Source organism: Paraburkholderia sp. GW821-FHT02A12 (assembly GCF_059422005.1).
The window spans coordinates 1,448,384-1,465,116 of sequence record NZ_JBWKWA010000001.1 but is presented as its reverse complement, the minus strand read 5'-3'; the positions used below and the strand labels follow the sequence as shown (position 1 = coordinate 1,465,116).

The window sequence follows — 16,733 nt, the reverse complement described above, 5'->3', positions numbered from 1 at the left end:
CAGGGTTTCGCGGGGGTTCAACCTGGGCTTCAACCTGAGCTTCGGCTTCGCGCGGTGCTGCGCGGTGATTACACCGGCACCGGCGGCTCTTCGTGCAGCACGCCGTCGCGCAACCGCATGATCCGGTCGCAGCGGCCGGCCAGTTCAGGATCGTGCGTGACGATCACGAAACTGGTTTCGAGCGTCTGCGACAGTTCGAGCATCAGGTTGAATACAGTATCCGCGGTGCCGCCGTCGAGGTTGCCGGTCGGTTCGTCGGCCAGTACGCAGGCCGGTTTGGTGACGAGCGCCCGGGCAATCGCCACGCGCTGACGTTCGCCGCCCGACAACTCGCCTGGACGATGCTTCGCCCGATGCCCCATGCCGACGCGCTCCAGCACCTCGAGCGCCTGGCGCCGCGCGGCTTCGGTCGTCATGCGGCGAATCCGCAGCGGCATCGCGACGTTGTCGAGCGCCGAAAACTCCGGCAGCAGATGGTGGAACTGATACACGAAACCGAGCGCACGATTGCGCAAATCGTTGCGTTCACGCTCGGAGAGCTTCGTAAACGGCTTGCCCATCACGGAGACATGGCCTGCGCTCGGATCGTCGAGGCCGCCGAGCACGTGCAGCAGCGTGCTCTTGCCGGAACCCGACGCGCCGACGATCGCCAGCTTTTCGCCGCGCCGCACGCTCAATTGCGTGTTGTTGAGCACCTGCACGTTGAGGCCGCCCTGCACGAACGACTTCGAAATACCGGTCGCCTCCAGCACGTAGGGATGCAGCGCCGTCTCGTTGGACATATTGGGCTTGGCCAGGGTAGCGGAAAGGTCATTCATAGCGCAGCGCCTCCGCCGGACGGACCTTCGCACCGCGCCAGCTCGGATACAGCGTCGCCAGAGCGGACAACACGAACGCGATGAGGCCGATTCGCGCGACGTCCGAGGGAACCAGTTCGGACGGCAATTCGGTGATGAAATAAACCGACGGCGGCAGGAACTGCACGCCGAGCAGATGCTCGATCATCGGCACGAGCCACGGAATGCTCCACGCGATCAGGCAGCCTAGCGCCACGCCGGTGGCCGTGCCGATAAAGCCGATCGTCACGCCCTGCACGACGAAAATCTTCATGATCGAGCCGGGCTGCGCGCCGAGCGTGCGCAGGATCGCGATATCGGCCTGCTTGTTGGTCACCGTCATCACCAGCGACGAAACCAGATTGAATGCCGCCACCGCGATGATCAGCGTCAGGATGATGAACATCATGCGTTTTTCGATCTGCACCGCCGAGAACCAGGTCTTGTTCTGCTGGGTCCAGTCGCGGATGTACAGGTCGCCCGACAAGGTACGCGCCAGGTGATGCGCGACCTCCGGCGCCCGCTGCATGTCCGTCAGGCGTAAGCGCACGCCGGTCGGTGCGGGCAGACGGAACAGCGCCTGCGCGTCCTTGATGTTGATCAGCGCGAGCGTGCTGTCGTATTCGTAATGCCCCGACTCGAAAACGCCCACCACGGTGAACTGCTTCAGCCGCGGCAGCATGCCGGCGGGCGTGATGGTGCCTTCGGGCGCGACCAGCGTGATCTTGTCGTTGACCGTCACGCCGAGGTTGGTGGCGAGGTCCACGCCGAGCACGATGCCGAACTCGCCCGGCACGAGGTCGGTCAGCTTGCCGCCCTTCATTTCCTTGCCGATGTCGGATACCTGCGGCTCGAGCGTCGGCTCGACGCCGCGCAGCGCCACGCCGCTCACCGCATCCTGGCGCGTGAGCAGCGCCTGCGCCTCGACGTACGGCGCCGCGCCGACCACTTCCTGGTTCTGGCGGGCTTCCTGCGCGGTCAATTGCCAGTTGGGCATCGAACCGGTCGGCGAAAACACTTCGACGTGCGCCAGCACCGACAGCATCCGGTCGCGCACCTCTTTCTGGAAGCCGTTCATTACAGACAACACGACGATCAGCGCCGCGACGCCGAGCGCGATGCCCGACATCGACACCAGTGCGATGAACGAAATGAAGCCGTTGCCGGTCGTGCGTTTGCCGGCGCGGGTGTAGCGCCAGCCTATCTGCCATTCGTAGGGAAATTTCAAGCGAATCCTTTTCTGCGTTCTTCGGCTTTGTGCTGCGCATGAGGGCAGCTAGCCGCATAAGCGGCACTCGTCATGCGGGCCGAGCGTCGTGATCGTTGGTGTCGCGGCAGCGCCGATGGTTCCGGCATGACGCTCCGGCTCCGCCGGCGAGGCCCACGCCGCCGGGGCCGCCACCGCCACCGCCACCGCCACCGCCACCGCCATCGCCATCGCCATCGCCATCGCCATCGCCATCGCCATCGCCATCGCCATCGCCATCGCCATCGCCATCGCCATCGCCATCGCCATCGCCATCAAGGCTGCCCGCGCTGCTGCCGTCAATCAAGCGCGAAGTTTGCCATACAATGCCGCGGCTTCGCGCAAAGGCCTTCCGCACAGGGCTCGCGGCGCAACGCGAGGCACCCGGCGCAAGCCCGCTAACGCAGGTTGTAGCGGCTGCGCAAATCGTTGATGATGCGCGCCGCCGCGCTGACGGCGACTTCACGCACGTCGGCGTCAGCGCGGTCGCGATGCAGGTGCGTGATGTCCCAGTTGCAGCCTTCCTCGTCTTCGACGGTCTCGTGGAGCCCGGTCGGGATCCAGCCGGCCGTCTCCGGGTTGGCGTCGAGCGCTTTCACGACAAGCTCGAGCAACTCCCGCTCGGTTTTCAGTTCACGCGACATGTCGGTCTCCACATCGTCATGTGCGCGGTGCCGCCGCGCGCGGCTGCTGCCATCGGCGGGACGTCGGTGCGGCGCCCGGAATCCGCCGATATGGTCGGAATACTCGCACTCTTTGCCCTACAATGCGCAGCATCATGCACGCCAACCGTCTTCATCTTCTTTTGCCCTTCGCGCTGCCCGCCGCAGCCGACGCCTCCACCGCACTGCACGACATCCAGAGTCCGGCCCTCGACCGGCTGATCGCCCGCGCGACGCTGGTCGAACGGGTGGTCGGCGAGGATTTTCAGCGCACGCTGCCGCACGAACGCTGGGTGGCGCGCCAGTTCGGCGCGCTGCCGGGCGGCGCGGCGGCCGCCGATGAAGCGCCGCTCGCCCCCTACATGCTGCGCGCCGACGGCGGCGAACCCGGCAACGCAACGTGGGCGTGCGTGCAGCCGGTGCACGTGCGCATCGCGCATGATCATCTGGTGCTGATCGATCCGGCCTCGCTCGGCCTCTCCGACGACGAAGCCAGCGCGCTGCTGGCGGTCGCCCGGCCGTTGATCGAGGAGCTCGGCGTGCGCATCGAAGCGCCGAGGCCCGCGCGCTGGTATTTGTCGGGCGAAGGCTTCGGCACGCTGGCAGGCGCCTCGCCGTTGCGCGCCAGCGGGCGCAACATCGAAATCTGGCTGCCGCACGAGGCGCATTCCGGCGAGCGTTCGCGCGCGTGGATGAAGCTGCAAAACGAAGTGCAGATGGCCTGGTTCGAGCATCCGGTGAACGAGGCGCGCGAGGCGCGCGGCCTGCCGGCCGTCAACTCGATCTGGTTTCACGCGCAAGGCGCGGCGCAACCGGTGACGAGCCCGTTCGCGCGAGTGTTCTCCGACGCGGCGGCCACGCGCGGCCTCGCGCTGACCGCCGGGGTCGAGACCGGCGCGCCGCCGGCCTCCTTCGGGGCGCTGGCCGCTGCGTCCGGCAGCGCAAACACCACAATCACCGCAAACACGAATGCCGATGGAAGCGGCGGAGCCACGCTGGTCGAACTCGATCCGTTCTCCGCGCCCTACATCGAGCAGGACTGGGCGCGCTGGAACGACGCCTTCGCCGCGTTGCAAAGCGACTGGTTCGAACCGGCGCTGGAAGCGTTGCAAACGGGCCGGCTCGGCGAACTGGACCTGACGCTGTGCGGCGACACCGGCTCGGTGACGCTGTCGGTCACGCGCGGCGACCTGCGCAAATTCTGGCGGCGGCGCGTGCTCGCCTCGCTCTTCATCGAATGATTTACCGCCTGCTCAACGGCCTTTCCGAATGACTCGAATCGTTACGCGCGCCTGTTCCCCGGTCGACGCCGAAATCCTCACCCGCCACGGCCTGCATCCGGTGCTCGCCCGTTTGTACGCGGCGCGCGGCGTGTGCATGCCCGATGAGATCGAAACCGGCCTCGCGCGGCTCGTGCCGCCCGCCGCGCTCAAAGGCTGCGAAGACGCCGCCGCGCTGCTCGCCGACGCGATTCAGGGCAAGCGCCGGATGCTGGTCGTGGCCGATTACGACTGCGACGGCGCCACCGCCTGCGCGGTCGCGGTGCGCGGCCTGCGGAGGTTCGGCGCACAGATCGAGTACCTCGTGCCGAACCGCTTCGAGTACGGCTATGGTCTGACGCCCGAGATCGTCGCACTGGCCGCGCGCAGCGCGTCCGGCAAGCCGGAACTGCTGATCACGGTGGATAACGGCATCGCCAGCGTCGACGGCGTGGAAGCGGCCAACGCGCTCGGCATCGACGTGCTGGTGACCGATCACCACTTGCCCGGCGACGAACTGCCCGCCGCGCGCGCGATCGTCAATCCGAATCAGCCGGGCTGCACGTTTCCGAGCAAATGCATCGCGGGCGTCGGCGTGATGTTTTATGTGCTGCTGGCGTTGCGCGCGGAACTGCGCCGCCGCGGCGCCTTCAACGACGCGTTTCCCGAGCCGCGTCTCGACGGCCTGCTCGATCTGGTCGCGCTCGGCACGGTCGCGGACGTGGTCAAGCTCGACGGCAACAATCGCGTGCTGGTTGCGCAAGGCTTGCAGCGGATCCGCAAAGGCAAGATGCAGCCGGGCATCGCCGCCCTGTTTCGCGCCGCGGCGCGCGATGCGCGCAGCGCGTCGGGCTTCGACCTCGGCTTTGCGCTCGGCCCGCGCCTGAACGCGGCGGGCCGCCTGTCGGACATGTCGCTCGGCATCGAATGCCTGACCACCGACGATATCGGCCGCGCGTGGGAACTCGCGCAGCAGCTCGACACGATGAACCGCGAACGCCGCGAGATCGAAGCCGGCATGCAGCAGCAGGCGCTCGAGGATCTCTCGGCGATCAACCCCGACGGCGCGACCACCATTACGCTGTTCAATCCGGGCTGGCATCAGGGTGTGATAGGTATCGTCGCCGGGCGGCTGAAAGAGAAGTTCCACCGGCCGTCCTTCACCTTCGCACTCGCCGACGACAGCGGCACGCTGGTCAAAGGCTCGGGCCGCTCGATCGCGGGTTTCCATCTGCGCGACGCGCTCGATCTGATCTCGAAGCGCGAGCCGGGCCTGATCGTCAAATTCGGCGGCCACGCGATGGCGGCCGGTCTCACCCTCGCCGCCGCCGGCGTGCCGCGCTTCACTGCCGCGTTCGAAGCGGTCGGCCGCGAATGGCTCTCCGAAGAGGCGCTCTCGCGCACCGTCGAAACCGACGGCGAACTCGAAGACGCCTACTTCACTCCGCAATTCGTCGAAATGCTCGACGCCGCCGTCTGGGGCCAAGGCTTCCCGGCGCCGGTGTTCTCCGGCGAATTCGACATCGCCTCGCAGGCGCTGGTGAAGGACAAGCACCTGAAGCTGCAACTGGTGCGCGGCCGCCAGCGCTTCAACGCGATCTGGTTCAACCATACCGACACGCTGCCGGCGCGCACCACCGTCGCCTACCGGCTCGCGAGCGACACGTGGAACGGCGTGTCGCGGGTGCAATTGATCGTCGAGCACGCGGTGAGCTGAAGCGGCAGCCCGAGGCTGGCTCAGGGGCCGCCTCACGTCTGCCCGGCATGTCTGCCCGGCAAGCCGCAAACCATCGAAAATCACCGCAAAATCAACCTCAAACACGCGCCGGATCGCTTGCAAGGCGCCGGCGCGGCGCGCCGATCGGCTATAATTTCCCCTTTTTACGAAGCTATAAAAGATCGACATGGAAGCGGAACGTCTCAACGCGATCGAAGCCTCTCTGGCGGACCTGCGCACGCGCGCGGCCGACCTACGGGGGTATCTTTGACTACGACGACAAGTCACGTCGTCTGATCGAAGTCAACCGGGAACTCGAAGACCCGGACGTCTGGAACGACTCGAAACACGCCCAGGCTCTCGGCCGGGAAAAGAAGCTGCTCGACGACGTCGTCGGCAAACTCACGGCGCTCGATAACGACCTGCGCGACGCGCAGGACCTGTTCGAAATGGCCCGCGAAGAAAACGACGAGGACACCCTCCTCGCCTGCGAAGCGGATGCGCAAGGCCTCGAACAGCGCGTCGCCGACATGGAATTCCGCCGGATGTTCGCGAACCCGGCCGACCCGAACAACGCGTTCCTCGACATTCAGGCCGGCGCCGGCGGCACCGAAGCGTGCGACTGGGCGTCGATGCTGCTGCGCCAGTACCTGCGCTACTGCGAGCGCAAGGGCTTCAAGACCGAAGTGCTGGAACAGACCGAAGGCGACGTCGCGGGCATCAAGAACGCGACCATCAAGATCGAAGGCGAATACGCGTACGGCTTTTTGCGCACCGAAACCGGCGTGCACCGCCTCGTGCGCAAGTCGCCGTTCGATTCGTCGGGCGGCCGTCATACGTCGTTCTCGTCGGTGTTCGTGTACCCGGAAGTCGACGACTCGATCGAAGTCGACATCAATCCGGCTGATCTGCGCATCGATACGTACCGCGCGTCCGGCGCGGGCGGTCAGCACATCAACAAGACCGACTCCGCGGTGCGGATCACCCACATGCCGTCGGGCATCGTCGTGCAGTGCCAGAACGACCGGTCGCAGCACCGCAACCGCGCCGAAGCCATGGCCATGCTGAAGTCGCGCCTGTACGAAGCGGAAATCCGCAAGCGTCAGGCCGAGCAGGACAAGCTCGAAGCGGGCAAGACCGATGTGGGCTGGGGTCACCAGATCCGCTCGTACGTGCTGGACAACAGCCGTATCAAGGATCTGCGCACCAACGTCGAAATCAGCAATACCAAGAGCGTGCTCGACGGCGACCTCGATCCGTTCATCAGCGCGAGCCTGAAACAGGGCGTCTAAGCGCAATCGGCGCGGCATGCATCGCATTGCCGCGCCGCATCTTTTTACCGCCTGAGTTTTTCTGAGTTTTTATTACTCACCGGCCAGCCGCATGCGGCCCACCGAATACCAAACCATCATGACCGAATCGATCCAGCCGAATGTCGTGCCCGAGGTAGACGACAACAAGATCATCGCCGAGCGCCGCGAAAAGCTGCGCGAGTTGCGTGAACAAGGCGTCGCCTATCCGAACGATTTCCGACCCACGCACCACGCCGAAGATCTGCAATCGCAATACGAGCATGTCGACAAGGAAACGCTCGAAGCGAATCCGCTCGAAGTCGCCGTCGCCGGCCGCATGATGCTCAAGCGCGTGATGGGCAAGGCGAGCTTTGCGACCGTGCGCGACGGTTCCGGCCAGATCCAGTTCTTCATCACGCCGGCCGACGTCAGCCAGCAAACGTACGACGCGTTCAAGAAGTGGGACATGGGCGACATCGTCGCGGCGCGCGGCGTGCTGTTTCGTACCAACAAGGGCGAGTTGTCGGTGCGCTGCACTGAACTGCGTTTGCTGTCGAAGTCGTTGCGTCCGCTGCCGGACAAGTTCCACGGCCTGTCCGACCAGGAAATGAAGTACCGCCAGCGCTACGTCGATCTGATCGTCACGCCGGAAACGCGCAAGACCTTTGTTGCGCGTACCAAGACGATTTCGTCGATCCGCAAGTTCATGGCCGACGCCGCGTTCATGGAAGTCGAAACGCCAATGCTGCACCCGATTCCGGGCGGCGCCGCGGCCAAGCCGTTCTCCACGCACCACAACGCGCTCGACATGCAAATGTTCCTGCGGATCGCGCCGGAACTGTATCTGAAGCGCCTCGTGGTCGGCGGCTTCGAGCGCGTGTTCGAGATCAACCGGAATTTCCGCAATGAGGGCGTGTCGGTGCGCCACAATCCGGAATTCACGATGATCGAGTTCTACGCCGCGTACACCGATTACAAGTGGCTGATGGACTTCACCGAGCAGTTGATCCGCCAGGCCGCCATCGACGCGTTGGGCACCGCCACCATCACCTATCAGGGCCGCGAGCTCGATCTGGCCAAGCCGTTCCATCGGCTGACCATTACCCAGGCGATCCAGAAGTACGCGCCGCAGTACACCAGCGAGCAACTCGCCGACAGCGCGTTCCTGCGCACCGAGCTGAAGAAGTTCGGCGTGGATGCATCGCAGCCGCAGTTCCTGAATGCGGGCGTGGGCTCGCTGCAACTCGCGCTGTTCGAGGAAACCGCCGAGTCGCAACTGTGGGAGCCGACCTACATCATCGACTACCCGATCGAAGTGTCGCCGCTCGCGCGCGCGTCGGACAAGTTCGACGGCATCACTGAGCGCTTCGAGCTGTTCATCACGGGCCGCGAAATCGCCAACGGCTTCTCGGAGCTGAACGATCCGGAAGACCAGGCCGCGCGCTTCAGGAAGCAGGTCGACCAGAAAGACGCGGGCGACGAAGAAGCGATGTTCTACGATGCCGACTACATCCGCGCACTGGAATACGGCATGCCGCCGGCAGGCGGTTGCGGGATCGGTATCGACCGTCTGGTGATGATGCTGACCGACAGCCCGAGCATCCGCGACGTGATCCTGTTCCCGCATCTGCGCCGCGAAGACTGATTGGTTCGCTGCGTTAGCGCCCAGACAAAACGCCCGGCTCGACGCCGGGCGTTTTGCGTTTTCGAGCCGGGAAAAACGGACGGGCGGCTAGCTGACAGTTTGTAACCATCGGTAAAAGGTGCGCATCAGGGTTGTCGGCTGCCCTATCCATCCCCTACCGAGCGCGGCGTGAACCGAGGGTCTCCGCGGTATACCGGGCCTTCGACGCCGCTCCTGCAAGAGGATTGCCCGGAAATGGTTACAAATTGAAACGCTCCACGGATCGATTTGACCGACACTGTGTCTCAATAACAGCCGACTCTGCTTAAGATGGAGGCCAGTATGGACAATCCAGATACCAAACCCGCCCAACAACGTCGTCTTCACCCGCTTGTAGCGACCGCAGTCGGCGCCGTCATCATCGCCAGCCTTGCCGCGACGGCGGCCATCACGGGCCTGTTCCCGAACGCGTCGAGCAACGGCGCGCAAACCGACCAGACCCAGGCCGCGCAAGTGACCACGCAACCGGCGGTGGTCGATTCGGCTGCGCCGGCGAATCTGGCGGCGCAGCAGGCAGCCCAACAGGCAGCGCAGCAACAGGCTCAACAACAGGCGCAGCAGGCCGCGGCCCAACAACAGGCTCAACAACCGGTCCAACGTCAGCCTGCCCCCGTGCCTGCGCAACAACCCCAGTACGCCCAGCAACAACAAGCCCAGCCGGCGCCGCAATACGCGCAGCAGCAACCTTCACAACCGGCTTACTGTTCGACCTGCGGCACGGTGGTCGGCATCTCGGCGGTGCGTCAGGAAGGTCATGGCACCGGTATCGGCGCGGTCGGCGGTGCGGTGGCCGGCGGCGTGGTCGGCAACCAGTTCGGTAGCGGCAACGGCCGTACCGCAATGACGATTCTCGGCGCGCTCGGCGGCGGCCTCGCCGGCAACTCGGTCGAAAAACATCTGCGCAGCACCACGTCGTATTCGGTGCGCGTGCGCATGGAAAACGGCAAGATGCGCTACTTCACATACCATGAGGCGCCGCCGTTCCAGCAAGGTCAGCGCGTGCGGGTCGAAAACGGCACGCTGGTGGCAAGCTGACCGATGCCAGCCTGAAGATTCTCCAGGCGTTAAAAAAGGCGATTCCAATGGAATCGCCTTTTTCTTTGTCGCAACAGAAACGAATCACGCGCCGCGGGCGGAAAACTCAATAATCCGCGTCTTCGATCCATGCAGCCTGAATCGCTTCGAGGATCTTCTCGTTCGACCGGTTAGGGTCGTCGTCGAAGCCTTCCAGTTCGGTGACCCAGCGGTGCAAATCAGTGAAGCGCACCTGCTGCGGATCGATGTCCTGGTGCTTGTCAGTCAGGGCCATCGCGATGTCTTGCGTATCGGTCCACTTCATGGCTGCATCCTCCTGTTAGTGGTTTTCCTTCGCGTGATTGATCGAATAACGCGGGATTTCGACGACCAGATCCTGCTCCGCCGGCACCATCGCCTGGCACGACAAACGCGAGGCCGGCTCGAGCCCCCATGCTTTGTCCAGAAGATCGTCCTCGTCTTCCTCGGACGGCGTCAAGGCGGCGAAACCCTCACGCACGATCACGTGACAGGTCGTGCACGCGCAGGACTTCTCGCACGCGTGCTCGATTTCGATGCCGTTATCGAGCAGGGTGTCACAGATGCTCTTGCCGGGCACGGCATCGATCACCGCGCCTTCCGGGCACAGTTCGACGTGAGGCAGCACAACGATTTGAGGCATACATTTTCCGTTTGGGTCTGAGGCACGGCTGCCGCAGTCCGGCTTCGTACCATTTTACTGGCGCCGCGTGCTTTTTTAAGACACGCGGCGCGTTTTCGTTCGTCGCGGTTTGTTGTGGGCATGCCGGCTTCGGGCATCCGGCTCGCTTGCCGCTACCGCAAAGGCTCAGATCTCGTCGAGCTTGCGGCCGGCCAGCGCGCGGCGAATGCCCTTGTTCATGCGGCGGGCGGCGAATTCGTCAGTGCCTTCGGCGAGCGTTTTGGTCGCGGCTTCGATCGCATCGACGTCGTCGCTTTGCGCGATGTTGCGCAGGGCGGTGAGCAGCGCGTCGAGTTCGGCTCGCTCGCTGTCGTCGAGCAATTCGGCGTCGGCGGCGAGCGCGGCGTCGGTCGCTTCCACGAGACGCCGCGCTTCGACTTGCGCCTCACGCAGCGCGCGGGCGCGCATGTCGACTTCGGCGGTCGAGAAGCTTTCTTCGAGCATCCTGGCGATGTCGTCGTCGGCGAGTCCGTACGACGGCTTGACCACCACCGACGCTTCCACGCCCGAGCCCTGTTCACGCGCGAACACCGACAGCAGGCCGTCCGCATCCACCTGATAGGTGACGCGAATCCGCGCGGCGCCGGCGGCCATCGGCGGGATGCCGCGCAGCTCGAAACGCGCGAGCGAGCGGCAATCGGCAACGAGCTCGCGCTCGCCTTGCACGACGTGGATCGCCATCGCCGTCTGGCCGTCCTTGAAGGTCGTGAAATCCTGCGCGCGCGCGACAGGAATCGTCGAATTACGCGGGATGATCTTCTCGGTCAGGCCGCCCATCGTCTCGACGCCGAGCGACAGCGGAATCACGTCGAGCAGCAGCCAGTCGTCGCCGTCGGCGCCGCGATTGCCCGCGAGCAGATCGGCCTGGATCGCCGCGCCAAGCGCGACGACCTGATCCGGATCCAGATTGGTGAGCGGCGGCTGCCCGAAGAACGACTCGACCGCGCGGCGGATCACCGGCATGCGCGTCGCGCCGCCGACCAGCACCACGCCTTTGATCTCTTTGGTCGTGACCTTGGCGTCGCGCAGTGCTTTCTTCGTCGGGCCGAGCGTGCGTTGAACCAGCGCCAGGGTGATCGCTTCGAAAGTGGCTTCGTCGATCGTCAGATCGAGCTGGGTGCCGCTCGAGAGCGTTGCCTGCAGCTTCGCACTCGATGCGTCCGACAAGGCCTCCTTGGCCACGCGCACGCTGTCCAGCAGCAGACGCACGTCTTCCGGAGCAAGCGTCTGCGGCGCGATGCCCGCCTTCTCCAGCACATGACGATACAGCGCGTGGTCGAAGTCATCGCCGCCGAGTGCGGAATCGCCGCCTGCCGCGAGCACTTCGAACACGCCCTTGGTGAGCTTGAGAATCGACAGATCGAAGGTGCCGCCACCGAGGTCGTACACCGCGTACAGGCCTTCGGAACCGTTGTCGAGGCCGTAGGCGATCGCCGCCGCGGTCGGCTCGTTCAACAGGCGCAGCACGTTCAGGCCGGCCAGACGCGCGGCGTCTTTGGTCGCCTGGCGCTGCGCTTCGTCGAAATACGCGGGCACCGTGATGACCGCGCCGACCAGCTCGTCGCCGAGCGTGTCTTCAGCGCGCTGGCGCAGCGTCGCGAGAATTTCCGCCGAGACTTCGACCGGGCTCTTCACGCCGTCGACGGTGCGGATCTGCACCATGCCGGGCGCGTCGATAAAGTCGTACGGCGCATTCTCTGCGCCTTCGACTTCCGCCTTGCCGCGGCCCATGAAGCGCTTGACCGACACGATCGTGTTACGCGGATCAGTCGCGGCCTCGGCCTTGGCGGTGCGGCCGATGCGTCGGCCGCCCTTTTCCAGGTAGCGCACCACCGACGGCAGCAGCACATGGCCGTGCTCGTCGGGCAGCACATCGGGCACGCCGCTGCGCACCGCGGCGACGAGGGAATTGGTGGTGCCGAGATCGATACCGACCGCGAGACGCCGCTGATGGGGCGCCGGCGCCATGCCGGGTTCGGAGATTTGCAGTAAGGCCATCTGGATCTTCTCGGGACCGCCTGGCCCCGTCCTGAATTTTCGCGTTGCTGGATGGTAATGCTACGGCTGCGTTTGCGTGCGTTTGCGTACGTTTGTGCGCCTCTTCGTGCGTCTATGGCACGCGCGCGATGCTAGTTTTCGAGCCGCTCGATCTGCGTGCCGATTTCCGACGCCACCCGCTCGATGAACATCAATTGCCGCACCGCCTCGCCCGCCGCCTGGTTCGCGCCGCTGTCGAGCAAAGCGCCGAGCTTGGTAAAACGCATGCGCTCTTCGTCGCGCAGTTCGGTCAGCAAGGCGTCGAGCGCATCGACGTTCTTCGCCGCAGCCGCGTCTTCGATCCCTTCGCGCCATTCCATCTGCTGCATCAGGAACGCCGGCTCCATCGCCGTGTTGTTCTCCGCGCCGACGTCGATGCCGCGCAGGTGCAGCAGGTAAGTCGCGCGCTTCAACGGATCGCGCAGCGTCTGATATGCCTCGTTGGTACGCGTCGCCCATTGCATCGCAATGCGTTTTTGCGCGTCGCCGGCCGCGGCAAAGCGGTCCGGGTGCACTTGCGCCTGCACCGTGCGATACGCGTGGTCGAGCGCGGACGCGTCGAGCGCGAATTGCGCCGGCAGATCGAACAGGTCAAAGTGGCTGTCGTTCAGCGAGGCCATCGGATAAAAGGAGTCCGTTCAGGAAGCGCACCGAAGTGCAGATCAATGCAAATCAAAAGGGCACGAAGATTCGGCGATCGAAGAGGCGCGGACGAAACTAAAAAGGCGGCCCGCGCCGCCTTTTTTCCGCTGCACGCGGAAGTGTTCCGATTTACACGCGGAACGACTCGCCGCAACCGCATTCGTCCTTCACATTCGGATTGTTGAACTTGAAGCCTTCGTTCAACCCTTCACGCGCGAAGTCGAGTTCCGTACCGTCGATATAGGCGAGGCTCTTCGGGTCGACAATGATCTTCACGCCGTTGCATTCGAACACTTCGTCTTCGGGCGCGAGTTCATCCACGTACTCGAGTTTGTAGGCCAAACCTGAGCAACCGGTCGTACGCACGCCGACGCGCAGCCCGACACCCTTGCCGCGACGAGTCAGATACTTCTGGACGTGCTGTGCTGCCTTTTCGGTCAACGTAATTGCCATAGCGTTTCTCATTGCGCGGCGCGTATCCGGCATTCATATGCCTCGTGACGCGCTGCTGCCCTGCCTGCTTCAAATATCGCTCATGCCGGACGGTGCATTGCTGCTGCGCGCCGTCCGCTTCGATACACACTCGGCCGCGCGCTTACGCGTGCTGCTTGTCGCCTTCGACGACCGCTTCGCCGTGGCGTTGCTTGTAGTCGGCGACCGCTGCCTTGATCGCGTCTTCCGCGAGGATCGAGCAGTGGATCTTCACCGGCGGCAGCGCCAGTTCTTCGGCGATCTGCGTGTTCTTGATCGACATGGCTTCGTCGAGCGTCTTGCCCTTCACCCATTCGGTGACGAGCGAGCTCGACGCGATCGCCGAACCACAGCCGTACGTCTTGAACTTCGCGTCTTCGATGATGCCGTCCGCGCCCACGCGGATCTGCAGCTTCATCACGTCGCCGCATGCGGGCGCGCCGACCATGCCGGTGCCGACCGCATCGTCGTCCTTCGCGAAAGAACCTACGTTGCGCGGGTTTTCGTAGTGGTCCAGAACCTTGTCGCTATAAGCCATGATTACACTCCTTGATTCGTTTCAATCTGCGTTCGATGAATTCGGCATCCAAACCGGCGCGTCAGTGCGCTGCCCACTGGATCGTCGAAATATCGATCCCGTCCTTGTGCATTTCCCACAGCGGCGACAGATCGCGCAGCTTCGAAATCTTGGTCTTCAGCAGATTGATCACGTAATCGACATCCTGCTCGGTCGTGAAGCGGCCCACCGTGAAGCGGATCGAGCTGTGCGCCAGTTCGTCGTTACGGCCCAATGCGCGCAGCACATAGGACGGTTCCAGCGAAGCCGACGTGCACGCCGAACCCGACGACACCGCCACGTCCTTCACCGCCATGATCAGCGATTCGCCTTCGACGAAATTGAAGCTGATGTTCAGGTTGTGCGGCACACGCTGTTCCATGTCGCCGTTCACATACACTTCTTCCATTTCCGACAGGCCGCGCAGCAGGCGGTCGCGCAGCATGCGAATGCGCTCGTTTTCCGTCGCCATTTCTTCACGCGCGATGCGGAACGCTTCACCCATGCCGACGATCTGGTGCGTGGCCAGCGTGCCCGAACGCATGCCGCGCTCGTGACCGCCGCCGTGCATCTGCGCTTCGATGCGGATACGCGGCTTGCGGCGCACGTACAGCGCGCCGATACCCTTCGGACCGTACGTCTTGTGCGCCGAGAACGACATCAGGTCGACCTTCAGCTTTTGCAGGTCGATCGCGATCTTGCCGGTGGCCTGCGCCGCGTCGACATGGAAAATGATGCCCTTTTCGCGGGTGATTTCACCGATCGCCTCGATGTCCTGGATCACGCCGATTTCGTTGTTCACCGACATCACCGAAACCAGAATCGTGTCCGGGCGCAGCGCGGCCTTGAACACCTCGAGGTCGATCAGACCGTCGTCCTTCACATCCAGATACGTGACTTCGAAGCCTTCGCGCTCGAGTTCGCGGCAGGTATCGAGCACGGCCTTGTGCTCGGTCTTCACCGTGACGAGGTGCTTGCCTTTGCTCTTGTAGAAGTGCGCGGCTCCCTTGATCGCGAGGTTGTCCGATTCGGTTGCACCCGAAGTCCAGATGATTTCGCGCGGATCGGCATTCACCAGCGCGGCGACATTCTCGCGCGCTTCTTCGACCGCACGCTCCGCGTCCCAGCCATACGAGTGGCTACGCGATGCGGGGTTGCCGAACTGCTCGCGCAGATACGGAATCATCTTGTCCACCACGCGCGGATCGACCGGGGTCGTGGCGCTGTAGTCCATGTAAATGGGCAGGTGGGGAATGTCGTTGTTCATCTATCGCTCCGGGGACGTCATGTGCTCAGGCTTCTGGGTTCTCTGTCAGGCTGCGGTGATTTCGCAAGTAGTCGACTCGCCGCGCCCTAGGAACCGGCCATGTTGAAAACGGAATTGGGCCCTTTCGGCACCACGCGCGCGGGTTCGACCGCCGGCGCCTCGTTGCGCCGGTCGCGCAACACCGCCGGCGCGCCTTCACGCGAACGCTGCTGATCGACCAGATCCTTCAGGGAGACCGAATCCAGGTACTCAACCATTTTTTGATTCAGCGTCGACCACAATTCGTGCGTCATGCAATGGCCGTCGTGCTGTTTGGTGCCCTCGCACGAGCCCTTGCCGCCGCATTGGGTGGCATCGAGCGGCTCGTCCACGGCAATGATGATGTCGGCCACCGTCACGTCTTCAGCGCGGCGGGCAAGATTGTAGCCGCCGCCTGGTCCGCGCACGGACTCGACGATTTCGTGACGACGCAGCTTGCCAAACAGCTGCTCGAGGTACGACAGGGAGATATGTTGGCGCTGGCTGATACCCGCAAGCGTCACCGGGCCCTGCTCCTGGCGCAGCGCCAGGTCAATCATCGCCGTGACGGCGAAACGGCCTTTCGTGGTGAGTCTCATATGGTGTGGGAACCGCTATTCTCGACAAGTTTGGTCAAGTATAAATACATGAGCGATTTAGTCAAGTATCCCTATCGTGATTTGGGTCATTTGCTTAATTAACCGGATACGTCCGGTGTGGGTACGTCCGGCGAAGTGTTGGCGTGCTTTCAGGGCGGCAACTGGGGACGGAGCGCTGCGATCAAACCGCGGCAGGCCGCTTCGCATTGGTCCAGCACCTGCTCAAACCCCTCCGCTCCGCCGAAATACGGATCGGCGACTTCGCGGGCGCCGCCCCAGCGGCTGTCCGTCTCCGGAACAAACGCCATCAGCAGACGGATCTTGTCGCGCTGGGCCGGCGGGCAGATTTTGCTCAGCGCGGCGACGTTCTTGCCGTCCATCGCGATCAGCAAATCGAAGCGCTCGAAGTCCGCCGCGGCAATCTGGCGCCCGCGCAGGGCGGCCAGCTCGTAGCCGCGCCGGCCGGCGGCCCGCTGCGCCCGGTCGTCCGGTGGCTGGCCGATGTGCCAGTCGCCGGTACCGGCGGAATCGATCAAAATGCGCTCTGCGAGATTCGCCTCGGCCACCAGATGCCGCATCACACCTTCCGCGGTCGGCGAACGGCAGATGTTCCCGAGGCAGACGAAGCAGATGGACACGGTTTTCATCAGGGGTTTTCTGGCGCGATGCTCGCGCGGAGCAACAAGTTAGGAAACGGTGCCGCGATTATACA

General features: G+C 64.1%; 18 protein-coding genes. 5 read left to right on the top strand and 13 right to left on the bottom strand.

Going from position 1 to position 16,733, the window contains the following annotated elements; genetic code table 11:
* Positions 1-68 precede the first annotated feature (68 nt).
* The 4 genes from lolD to AC07WT_RS06495 form a co-directional block, all read right to left on the bottom strand.
* Entirely contained in the window at positions 69-818 is a 750-nt protein-coding gene (lolD, locus tag AC07WT_RS06510) for a lipoprotein-releasing ABC transporter ATP-binding protein LolD (RefSeq protein WP_492592894.1), read from the bottom strand.
* On the bottom strand, positions 811-2,064 hold the full coding sequence (locus tag AC07WT_RS06505; protein WP_494946465.1) for a lipoprotein-releasing ABC transporter permease subunit: 1,254 nt from the start codon (positions 2,062-2,064) through the stop codon (positions 811-813). The genes lolD and AC07WT_RS06505 overlap by 8 nt, the downstream gene beginning before the upstream one ends.
* Positions 2,065-2,112: 48 nt before the next feature.
* Complete coding sequence (locus tag AC07WT_RS06500; RefSeq protein WP_494946464.1) at positions 2,113-2,385, bottom strand: hypothetical protein; 273 nt, start codon at positions 2,383-2,385, stop codon at positions 2,113-2,115.
* Positions 2,386-2,480: 95 nt separating this feature from the next.
* Positions 2,481-2,726 (bottom strand): hypothetical protein, encoded by a 246-nt coding sequence (locus AC07WT_RS06495; protein ID WP_494946463.1) that lies wholly within the window; start codon positions 2,724-2,726, stop codon positions 2,481-2,483.
* Between the two features lie 122 nt (positions 2,727-2,848).
* On the opposite strand from AC07WT_RS06495, the gene AC07WT_RS06490 reads away from it, so the two are divergent.
* The 5 genes from AC07WT_RS06490 to AC07WT_RS06470 all read left to right on the top strand — a co-directional run bounded on the left by AC07WT_RS06490 (position 2,849) and on the right by AC07WT_RS06470 (position 9,731).
* Positions 2,849-3,985 (top strand): regulator, encoded by a 1,137-nt coding sequence (locus AC07WT_RS06490; protein WP_494946462.1) that lies wholly within the window; start codon positions 2,849-2,851, stop codon positions 3,983-3,985.
* 28 nt (positions 3,986-4,013) lie between these two features.
* Positions 4,014-5,720, top strand: a complete 1,707-nt coding sequence (gene recJ, locus AC07WT_RS06485) for a single-stranded-DNA-specific exonuclease RecJ (protein ID WP_494946461.1) — start codon at positions 4,014-4,016, stop codon at positions 5,718-5,720.
* 187 nt (positions 5,721-5,907) lie between these two features.
* A protein-coding gene (gene prfB / locus AC07WT_RS06480) for a peptide chain release factor 2 (RefSeq protein WP_492592888.1) occupies positions 5,908-7,012 on the top strand; the annotation gives its coding sequence in 2 pieces (ribosomal slippage) (positions 5,908-5,988 and positions 5,990-7,012; 1,104 coding nt in all).
* Between the two features lie 118 nt (positions 7,013-7,130).
* Positions 7,131-8,657, top strand: a complete 1,527-nt coding sequence (gene lysS / locus AC07WT_RS06475) for a lysine--tRNA ligase (RefSeq protein ID WP_494946460.1) — start codon at positions 7,131-7,133, stop codon at positions 8,655-8,657.
* Positions 8,658-8,978: 321 nt separating this feature from the next.
* Positions 8,979-9,731: a glycine zipper 2TM domain-containing protein gene (locus AC07WT_RS06470; protein WP_492592886.1), complete on the top strand. Its 753-nt coding sequence runs from the start codon at positions 8,979-8,981 to the stop codon at positions 9,729-9,731.
* 106 nt (positions 9,732-9,837) lie between these two features.
* Here AC07WT_RS06470 and iscX read toward each other — a convergent pair whose 3' ends face one another.
* From iscX to AC07WT_RS06425, 9 genes are all read right to left on the bottom strand, one after another.
* A complete protein-coding gene (gene iscX, locus AC07WT_RS06465; protein ID WP_007181290.1) occupies positions 9,838-10,035 on the bottom strand; it encodes a Fe-S cluster assembly protein IscX in 198 nt (65 codons plus the stop codon).
* Between the two features lie 15 nt (positions 10,036-10,050).
* Complete coding sequence (fdx, locus tag AC07WT_RS06460) at positions 10,051-10,392, bottom strand: ISC system 2Fe-2S type ferredoxin (RefSeq protein WP_074282931.1); 342 nt, start codon at positions 10,390-10,392, stop codon at positions 10,051-10,053.
* Between the two features lie 165 nt (positions 10,393-10,557).
* Positions 10,558-12,429, bottom strand: coding sequence for a Fe-S protein assembly chaperone HscA (gene hscA, locus AC07WT_RS06455; RefSeq protein ID WP_494946459.1), 1,872 nt, complete (start codon positions 12,427-12,429; stop codon positions 10,558-10,560).
* Positions 12,430-12,560: 131 nt separating this feature from the next.
* Positions 12,561-13,088, bottom strand: a complete 528-nt coding sequence (gene hscB, locus AC07WT_RS06450; RefSeq protein ID WP_492592884.1) for a Fe-S protein assembly co-chaperone HscB — start codon at positions 13,086-13,088, stop codon at positions 12,561-12,563.
* A gap of 151 nt (positions 13,089-13,239) precedes the next feature.
* The gene (gene iscA / locus AC07WT_RS06445; RefSeq protein ID WP_027799651.1) at positions 13,240-13,563 is read right to left on the bottom strand and encodes an iron-sulfur cluster assembly protein IscA; all 324 of its coding nucleotides are present in this window, start codon (positions 13,561-13,563) and stop codon (positions 13,240-13,242) included.
* A 142-nt stretch (positions 13,564-13,705) separates the two neighbouring features.
* Positions 13,706-14,119: a Fe-S cluster assembly scaffold IscU gene (gene iscU, locus AC07WT_RS06440; RefSeq protein ID WP_492592882.1), complete on the bottom strand. Its 414-nt coding sequence runs from the start codon at positions 14,117-14,119 to the stop codon at positions 13,706-13,708.
* 61 nt (positions 14,120-14,180) lie between these two features.
* The gene (locus AC07WT_RS06435; RefSeq protein WP_494946458.1) at positions 14,181-15,404 is read right to left on the bottom strand and encodes an IscS subfamily cysteine desulfurase; all 1,224 of its coding nucleotides are present in this window, start codon (positions 15,402-15,404) and stop codon (positions 14,181-14,183) included.
* Positions 15,405-15,490: 86 nt separating this feature from the next.
* Complete coding sequence (gene iscR, locus AC07WT_RS06430; protein ID WP_028199491.1) at positions 15,491-16,021, bottom strand: Fe-S cluster assembly transcriptional regulator IscR; 531 nt, start codon at positions 16,019-16,021, stop codon at positions 15,491-15,493.
* A 149-nt stretch (positions 16,022-16,170) separates the two neighbouring features.
* A complete protein-coding gene (locus AC07WT_RS06425) occupies positions 16,171-16,668 on the bottom strand; it encodes a low molecular weight protein-tyrosine-phosphatase (RefSeq protein WP_492592880.1) in 498 nt (165 codons plus the stop codon).
* Positions 16,669-16,733: the final 65 nt, after the last annotated feature.

What these genes read in the sequence shown, in the direction of transcription:
- lolD (WP_492592894.1), bottom strand. Translation starts at nt 818, where the DNA reads ATGAATGACCTTTCCGCTACCCTGGCCAAGCCCAATATGTCCAACGAG.
- AC07WT_RS06495 (WP_494946463.1), bottom strand. Translation starts at nt 2,726, where the DNA reads ATGTCGCGTGAACTGAAAACCGAGCGGGAGTTGCTCGAGCTTGTCGTG.
- AC07WT_RS06490 (WP_494946462.1), top strand. Translation starts at nt 2,849, where the DNA reads ATGCGCAGCATCATGCACGCCAACCGTCTTCATCTTCTTTTGCCCTTC.
- recJ (WP_494946461.1), top strand. Translation starts at nt 4,014, where the DNA reads ATGACTCGAATCGTTACGCGCGCCTGTTCCCCGGTCGACGCCGAAATC.
- lysS (WP_494946460.1), top strand. Translation starts at nt 7,131, where the DNA reads ATGACCGAATCGATCCAGCCGAATGTCGTGCCCGAGGTAGACGACAAC.
- AC07WT_RS06470 (WP_492592886.1), top strand. Translation starts at nt 8,979, where the DNA reads ATGGACAATCCAGATACCAAACCCGCCCAACAACGTCGTCTTCACCCG.
- iscX (WP_007181290.1), bottom strand. Translation starts at nt 10,035, where the DNA reads ATGAAGTGGACCGATACGCAAGACATCGCGATGGCCCTGACTGACAAG.
- fdx (WP_074282931.1), bottom strand. Translation starts at nt 10,392, where the DNA reads ATGCCTCAAATCGTTGTGCTGCCTCACGTCGAACTGTGCCCGGAAGGC.
- hscA (WP_494946459.1), bottom strand. Translation starts at nt 12,429, where the DNA reads ATGGCCTTACTGCAAATCTCCGAACCCGGCATGGCGCCGGCGCCCCAT.
- hscB (WP_492592884.1), bottom strand. Translation starts at nt 13,088, where the DNA reads ATGGCCTCGCTGAACGACAGCCACTTTGACCTGTTCGATCTGCCGGCG.
- iscA (WP_027799651.1), bottom strand. Translation starts at nt 13,563, where the DNA reads ATGGCAATTACGTTGACCGAAAAGGCAGCACAGCACGTCCAGAAGTAT.
- iscU (WP_492592882.1), bottom strand. Translation starts at nt 14,119, where the DNA reads ATGGCTTATAGCGACAAGGTTCTGGACCACTACGAAAACCCGCGCAAC.
- AC07WT_RS06435 (WP_494946458.1), bottom strand. Translation starts at nt 15,404, where the DNA reads ATGAACAACGACATTCCCCACCTGCCCATTTACATGGACTACAGCGCC.
- iscR (WP_028199491.1), bottom strand. Translation starts at nt 16,021, where the DNA reads ATGAGACTCACCACGAAAGGCCGTTTCGCCGTCACGGCGATGATTGAC.
- AC07WT_RS06425 (WP_492592880.1), bottom strand. Translation starts at nt 16,668, where the DNA reads ATGAAAACCGTGTCCATCTGCTTCGTCTGCCTCGGGAACATCTGCCGT.